This window comes from Paraburkholderia sp. (assembly GCF_036488505.1).
GTDB lineage: Bacteria > Pseudomonadota > Gammaproteobacteria > Burkholderiales > Burkholderiaceae > Paraburkholderia.
Genome location: NZ_DASXHN010000431.1, coordinates 1 through 6,395, shown reverse-complemented (window position 1 = coordinate 6,395; position 6,395 = coordinate 1). Strand labels below are relative to the sequence as shown.

Sequence of the window (6,395 nt, the reverse complement as noted above, 5' to 3'; positions counted from 1 at the left end):
CCCCACCGCCGGCGCGCCGGCAGCAGGCGCGCCGGCATTACCCTGATCGTCGTAATTCGGCAGCGGTGCATTGTTGTCGCTCGTGCCGCGCAAACGCGCGCGGCGCTGCTGCGTATACGCATCGCGCACGAACGAGTATTTGTCGAGCGCGGCCTGTTGCAGCAGATCGGTCGCGCCGAGCAAATCCGAACGGGTGCTCACGAACTGCAGCACGTACAGCGGATTACGCGTCGCCGGTTCCATGTAGTTCAGCGGATTGAACTTCACGTCGACGACGAGCCCCATGCTGTCGCGCACCGTGCTCGGCCCGAACAGCGGCAACACGAGATACGGCCCCGACGGAATACCCCAATGCCCGAGCGTCAAGCCGAAATCCTGGTGATGCTTCGGTAAGCCCGCTGGCGTCGCCCAGTCGAGCAGGCCGCCGATGCCGAAGACCGAGTTCATCGCGAAGCGCATGATGTCTTCGGTCGCATCGGTGATCTTGAGTTGCAGCAGCGCGTTCGCCGCGTTGGTGAGGTCGCCGAGGTTCGAGAAGAAGTTGCTGACGGCGGTGCGCAGCGGCTGCGGCGTCACCTTCTGATAACCCTTCGCGACCGGCACCGCGATATAGCGGTCCACACCGTCGTTGAAATTGAAGATCGCCCGGTTCACGGGCTCGAACGGGTCGCCCGGCTTGCGCTCGGGCGCGGTTGCGCAGCCGGTGATCAAACCCGCGGCGGTGAGCGCCAGCGTGGCGTTACGCAGCTTCATGCCTAAATTCCTTTTTGCTTCGCGCGACGTTGGCGCGGCTTACCCATCAGCACCGGTTGGAACACCACCGCGCCGATCAGTGTGCATAACAGCGACAGCGCGAGCAAGCGTCCCATGCTCGACGTGCCAGGATGATGCGACAGCCACAGGCTGCCAAACGCGGTCGCCGTGGTCGCGGCGCTGAACAGCACTGCGTGCGTGAGGCTCGATTGCAGCAGGCCGGTCTGGCCGTTGCGCCAAGCCATCACAAAGTAGATCTTGAACGCGACGCCGACGCCGAGCATCAGCGGGAGCGCGATGATGTTCGCGAAGTTCAGCGGCATGCCGAACACCACGCACAGTTCGAGCGTCACCAGCGCGGAAACCAGCAGCGGCACCAGCGTGCGCAGCACGTCGCCGACGCGCCGCAGCGCGATCCATAGCAGCACCGCGATCGACAGCAGCGCGTAGATGGCTGCTTGCAGGAACGCCTTGATGATCGTGTCGGCCGAATGCAGGATCGAAATCGGCCCGCCGATCGCGCCCGGTTCTGCCTTCTTCACCGCGTGGGCGAAGCGGGCGAGCATCTGGTCGTCGTTCGGGTCTGTACCCGCCGGCACCTTTGGCGCGATGTCGACGAGCGCGCGGCCGCCCTTGCCGATCCACGCTGCGGTGATTTCCTTCGGCAGGTTGTCGCGGGTGATTTCGGTCGGCTGCAGCAGGTTCTCCAACTGCTTCAGCGCGATGCGCAATGTGTCCGACATCGCGACTTCGGCGCGATCGCGCGTGGCGACTGGGGCGCTCGCCAGCTTCTGCAGCGTTCCCGACAGATGCTGCGCTTCGGCGGCGCCCGGCCCCGGATGATCCTCGGCGGCCAGCGACAACTGGTTTGCCGCGCGCTTGAGCGCGGCGACGCGCACGTCGTCGGTGGCCTGCGGCGCAGGTTGCTGCTGCAACGCCGGCAGCAGCTGCTGCGCGGCGCTCGCGATCAGCATCATCTTCTGTTGCTGGTCGGCAGGCACGAACGTGCTGAGCGTGGTGACGCGGCCCACTTCGGGCAGCTTGCGCAAACGCGCGGCGATCGCGTCGGCATCGGCCAGCGACGGCGCCAGCGCATGCACGTTGTTGACCGCCGCTTCGGGCGAGTCCTTCAGCGACAGCAGCGTCGCCATCGACTCCGTATGCGGATCCTTCAGATGCAGCGGATTAAAATCGAAACGCAGATGCGTGAGCAGCGGCGACGCGCCGAGCACGACGACCAGCGTGCCGATCAACACGGGCTTGCGATGATGCGCGAGGAAGTCGTCGACCGGCGCGAGGCGCTTGAAGCCCGGCGAGCCGGCTTCGCCGGGCGGCCTGAAGACCTTCAGCAACGCGGGCAGCAGCGTCATGTTCGTAAAGTAGGCGACGAACATGCCGACGCCGGCGATCTCGCCGAGCTCCGATACGCCACGATACGCGGTCGGCAGAAACGAGAAGAAGCTGAGCGCGACCGCGACCGCCGCCAGCGTGAGCGGCACGCCGATGCTGTGCGCGGTGTGCATCAACGCGGCCGATAGCCGGTTATCGCGATTGCGCTCCTCGCGATACTTGACGCCGAACTGCACGCCGAAATCGACGCCGAGCCCGACGAACAGCACCATGAAGGCGACCGAAATCATGTTGAGCGCGCCGACCATCATCAGGCCGAGCGCGGCGGTGATCGCGAGGCCGACGAACAGCGTGATGAACACCGCGACGATCATGCGGCCCGAGCGCAGCGCGAGCCACAGAATGATGAGCACGACGATGAAGGTGGCGATGCCGTTGACCACCGCGCCGTCCTGCACCGATGCGAACTCTTCGTCAGCTAGCGGCTGTTCGCCGGTCAGGCGGACCCTCGCGCCATAGCGCGAGTCCAGCTGCAGCGACGCGGCGGTCGCGCGGATTGCTCGCGACGCGCTCGCGCCCGGTTCCAGCGCATCGTAGTTGACGACCGGCTGCACGACGACGAACGCGCGCGCCGGCTGTGTCGCGACGCTCTTGTCGACCAGCGCGCGCCACGAAAACGCGGCCGGTTGACCAGCCAGCACCCGATCGAGCGTATTCGCGCTTTGCGAAAGCAGGTGGCTCATATCGCCGAGCTTCACCTGACCGAGCTGCAGCGGCAGTAGCAAGCTCGTTGTCAGCGTGCCGGCGAGGCCGGTCAGGCTCGGATCATGCGCAAGCGCATTGACGAGCGGGCGCGACTGCACGAGTTGCGACGTGGTGGACATCACCTCGTCGGTGGATGGGAAGAGCAGGCCGTTGTGTTCGAAGAACGGACCGCCGGCCGGCTGCGAGACCGACGTGAATTCCTTTGGATCGGCTTGCAGCGCGGCGCTCAGCGCGTTGGCCGCCGCGTCGGCGAATTCCGGGGCGCGCGCCTCGACCACCACCAGAACGGTGTCGCCACGCTCGGGGAAGGCGGTGTCGATTGCGTTTTGCAGTGCCGTCCATTGCTTGTCGGTTGCGATGAGACGGCTGATGTCCGTGTTGATCTTGAAGTTATGCGTGACGTAGACGCCACTCAGAACGGCGAGCACGATCGACAGCGCGATGATCCTGAACGGATGACGCACCGAGTACGCGACGAGACGGACGATAGATGACTTCAGCATGTAGGCGAAAGTGGCCTTATCACGAGTGTTGTTTCTGACGAAGGTGCACAAGTATACAGAGCCGGAGCGCGCCAGCCCGACTTCGGTAGCAAGTGCGGCGCCCGGCGGCGCCGGGCGGGATGGAACGCAATCCCGGCTATACTGGTCTATCCCTCTTTGGCCTTGGGCTACGCGGCCCGCGGGCACTACTTTTTCTGGTCCTGACGAGCGTATGAAACGATATCTGTCTGCTTTCCTGGCCGCGGCCGTGGTGTCCACCGCCGCGTTTGCGCAAACTGCGCCCGACGCGGTAGTAAAAAGTGCCGTCGAAGGCACCGTTACCGCGATGAAGGCGGATACGAAGGCGCGTGGTGGCGACATGGCGCAGATCACGCACATTGTCGAGACGCACTTCCTGCCGGCCACCGACTTTCAGCGCACCACGCGTATCGCGATCGGCAAGCCATGGTCAACGGCGACGCCAGAACAGCAAAAGCAACTGTATGAGCAGTTTACGCTGCTGCTCACCCGTACTTATGCCGCATCGCTTTCCCAACTGCGCGACCAGGACGTCAAGTTCAAATTTATGCCGGTGAGCGTGGCGGGCGGCGCCACCGACGTGGTCGTGCAATCGCACGTCATCAGCAACGGCGGCGACGATGCGATCGACTACCGGCTCACCAGGGGGCCGTCCGGCTGGAAGATCTACGACATCAACATGATGGGCGCGTGGCTGATCCAGGTGTATCAGACGCAGTTCGCCGACCAGATCAATAAAGGCGGCATCGACGGGCTGATCAAATTCCTGACCGAGCACAATGCACGCGGCGGTTGAGAGTCGATAGCATTTGACGCAGTAAAAAAAGCGCGGTGGCCTGACTGGCCACCGCGCTTTTTTATGCCTGACGGCTCATGCGCAGCATCGGGCGGCACGCGGCCGCCACGACCGAACCGCTCAGTGCGCCGCGCTCGCGGTCTGCACTTTCTTGCCGGTGCCGGCGCGCTTGATCTCTTCGAGCTTGATCTCGACGTGACGCGAGAACACGTACTCGGCGGGACGCTGCTTGTCGAGCGGGATGTCCTTGGCGAATGCGCCCGTGGTCTTCGGACCACGCATGCTGACCTTGAGCGCCTTCAGCGGATGCGCGACCGTATCCATCACGGCCGTCGCTTCGAAACCGCAGTGGACCATGCAGTCGGCGCACTTCTCATAGTTGCCGGTGCCGTACTTGTCCCAGTCGGTGGTTTCCATCAGTTCCTTAAAGGTCTTCACGTAGCCTTCGCCGACCAGATAGCACGGCTTCTGCCAGCCGAACACGGTGCGCGCCGGGTTGCCCCACGGCGTACATTCGTAGCTCTGGTTGCCCGCGAGGAAGTCGAGGAACATGGCCGACTGGCTGAACGACCAGTTCTTCCCGTTGTTGCCGCGCTTGAAGATTTCGCGGAACAGTTGCTTGGTCTTGTCGCGGTTCAGGAAGTGTTGCTGGTCGGGTGCGCGTTCATACGCGTAACCCGGTGACACGGTGATGCCGTCCACACCCATCGGGCCCAGCGTGTCGAAGAAGCTCGCGACGCGCTCGGGTTGCGCGTCGTTGAACAGCGTGCAGTTGATGTTCACGCGGAAGCCACGGCGCTTCGCTTCGCGGATCGCCGCGACGGCCTTCTCGTACACGCCTTCCTGCGATACCGAGTGATCATGCGATTCCTTGTCGCCGTCGAGGTGGACCGACCACACGAAATACGGATTCGGCTCGTAGTCGTCCATCTTCTTTTCCATCAGCAGCGCGTTCGTGCACAGGTACACGAACTTCTTGCGCGCCATGATGCCCTTGACGATCTGCGGCATTTCCTTGTGCAGCAGCGGCTCGCCGCCCGCGATCGAGACGACCGGCGCGCCGCATTCGTCGACCGCCTGCAGGCACTCTTCGAGCGACAGATGCTGGTTCAAAATGGGATCGGGATAATCGATCTTGCCGCAGCCGTTGCAGGCGAGATTACAGCGAAACAACGGCTCCAGCATCAGGGCGAGCGGATAGCGTTTGTTGCCGGAGAGATGCTGGCGCATGATGTATGCGCCGACGCGGACTTTCTGTAGCAGCGGAATAGACAAGATGTCCTCCTTAAACTTCGCGTGCAGCGAGTGGTTGCATCAGTTTCGATGGCAACTTGAATTCGACTTTCTCTTCACGGCCCGCCATCGTCGTGACATCGACGGGCCCCAATGCGCGCAGCGCATCGATTACGTTCATTACCATCTCTTCCGGTGCTGAAGCACCAGCCGTGATGCCGACGGTCTGCACGTTCGCAAACCACTCCGGCTTCACTTCCGAACCGTCGGCGACGAGATAACTCGCCACGCCGGTTTCGCTGCCGATCTCACGCAGCCGGTTCGAGTTCGAACTGTTGGTTGCGCCTACCACCAGCAGCACCTCGACCTCTTTGCTCAGTTCGCGCACCGCCGCCTGACGGTTTTGCGTGGCGTAGCAGATGTCGCGCGTGTCGGGACCGACGATGTCGGTGAAACGGCGCAGCAGGGCATCGATAATGCCACGTGTGTCGTCGACCGACAGCGTGGTCTGCGTGACGTACGCAAGCGGCGTATCGAGCGGCAGGTCCAGAAGCGCGACTTCAGCCTCGCTTTGCACCAGCAGCACCTTGCCTGGAATCTGGCCGATCGTGCCTTCCACTTCCGGATGGCCCGCGTGGCCGATCAGGATCAGGGTACGACCCGCCGCCACATATTGGCGCCCTTGCACGTGGACCTTGGTCACGAGCGGGCAGGTCGCGTCGAGCACGTCGAGGCCGCGCTGTGCCGCGTCGCGCTCGACTGTCTGCGCGACACCGTGGGCGCTGAAAATCGCCACGGCGCCGTGCGGTACCTCGTCGAGTTCCTCGACAAAGCGCGCGCCTTTCTGACGCAGATTGTCCACCACATGGCGATTGTGAACAATCTCGTGGCGAACATACACGGGCGCCCCGTGTTGCTGTAACGCGCGATCGACAATCTCAATGGCGCGTACAACACCCGCGCAAAAGCCGCGGGGT

General features: G+C 63.5%; 5 protein-coding genes. 1 reads left to right on the top strand and 4 read right to left on the bottom strand.

Annotated features, from left to right (window positions below):
* A partial coding sequence (locus tag VGH68_RS24960; protein WP_331606384.1) for a VacJ family lipoprotein occupies positions 1-753 on the bottom strand: 753 nt, incomplete at its 3' end.
* Between the two features lie 2 nt (positions 754-755).
* Positions 756-3,371 (bottom strand): MMPL family transporter, encoded by a 2,616-nt coding sequence (locus VGH68_RS24955; protein ID WP_331606383.1) that lies wholly within the window; start codon positions 3,369-3,371, stop codon positions 756-758.
* A 211-nt stretch (positions 3,372-3,582) separates the two neighbouring features.
* Between VGH68_RS24955 and VGH68_RS24950 the strand changes: the two genes are divergently transcribed.
* A complete protein-coding gene (locus VGH68_RS24950; protein WP_331606385.1) occupies positions 3,583-4,185 on the top strand; it encodes an ABC transporter substrate-binding protein in 603 nt (200 codons plus the stop codon).
* A 120-nt stretch (positions 4,186-4,305) separates the two neighbouring features.
* On the opposite strand, the gene hpnH is transcribed toward VGH68_RS24950, so the two are convergent.
* Both hpnH and ispH read right to left on the bottom strand, forming a co-directional pair.
* The gene (gene hpnH, locus VGH68_RS24945) at positions 4,306-5,460 is read right to left on the bottom strand and encodes an adenosyl-hopene transferase HpnH (RefSeq protein WP_331606382.1); all 1,155 of its coding nucleotides are present in this window, start codon (positions 5,458-5,460) and stop codon (positions 4,306-4,308) included.
* Between the two features lie 10 nt (positions 5,461-5,470).
* The coding region (ispH, locus tag VGH68_RS24940) for a 4-hydroxy-3-methylbut-2-enyl diphosphate reductase (protein ID WP_331606381.1) at positions 5,471-6,395 on the bottom strand (925 nt) is incomplete at its 5' end.

Bases quoted from the DNA above. Each gene is read 5' to 3' on its own strand.
- VGH68_RS24955 (WP_331606383.1), bottom strand. From the start codon at position 3,371: ATGCTGAAGTCATCTATCGTCCGTCTCGTCGCGTACTCGGTGCGTCAT.
- VGH68_RS24950 (WP_331606385.1), top strand. From the start codon at position 3,583: ATGAAACGATATCTGTCTGCTTTCCTGGCCGCGGCCGTGGTGTCCACC.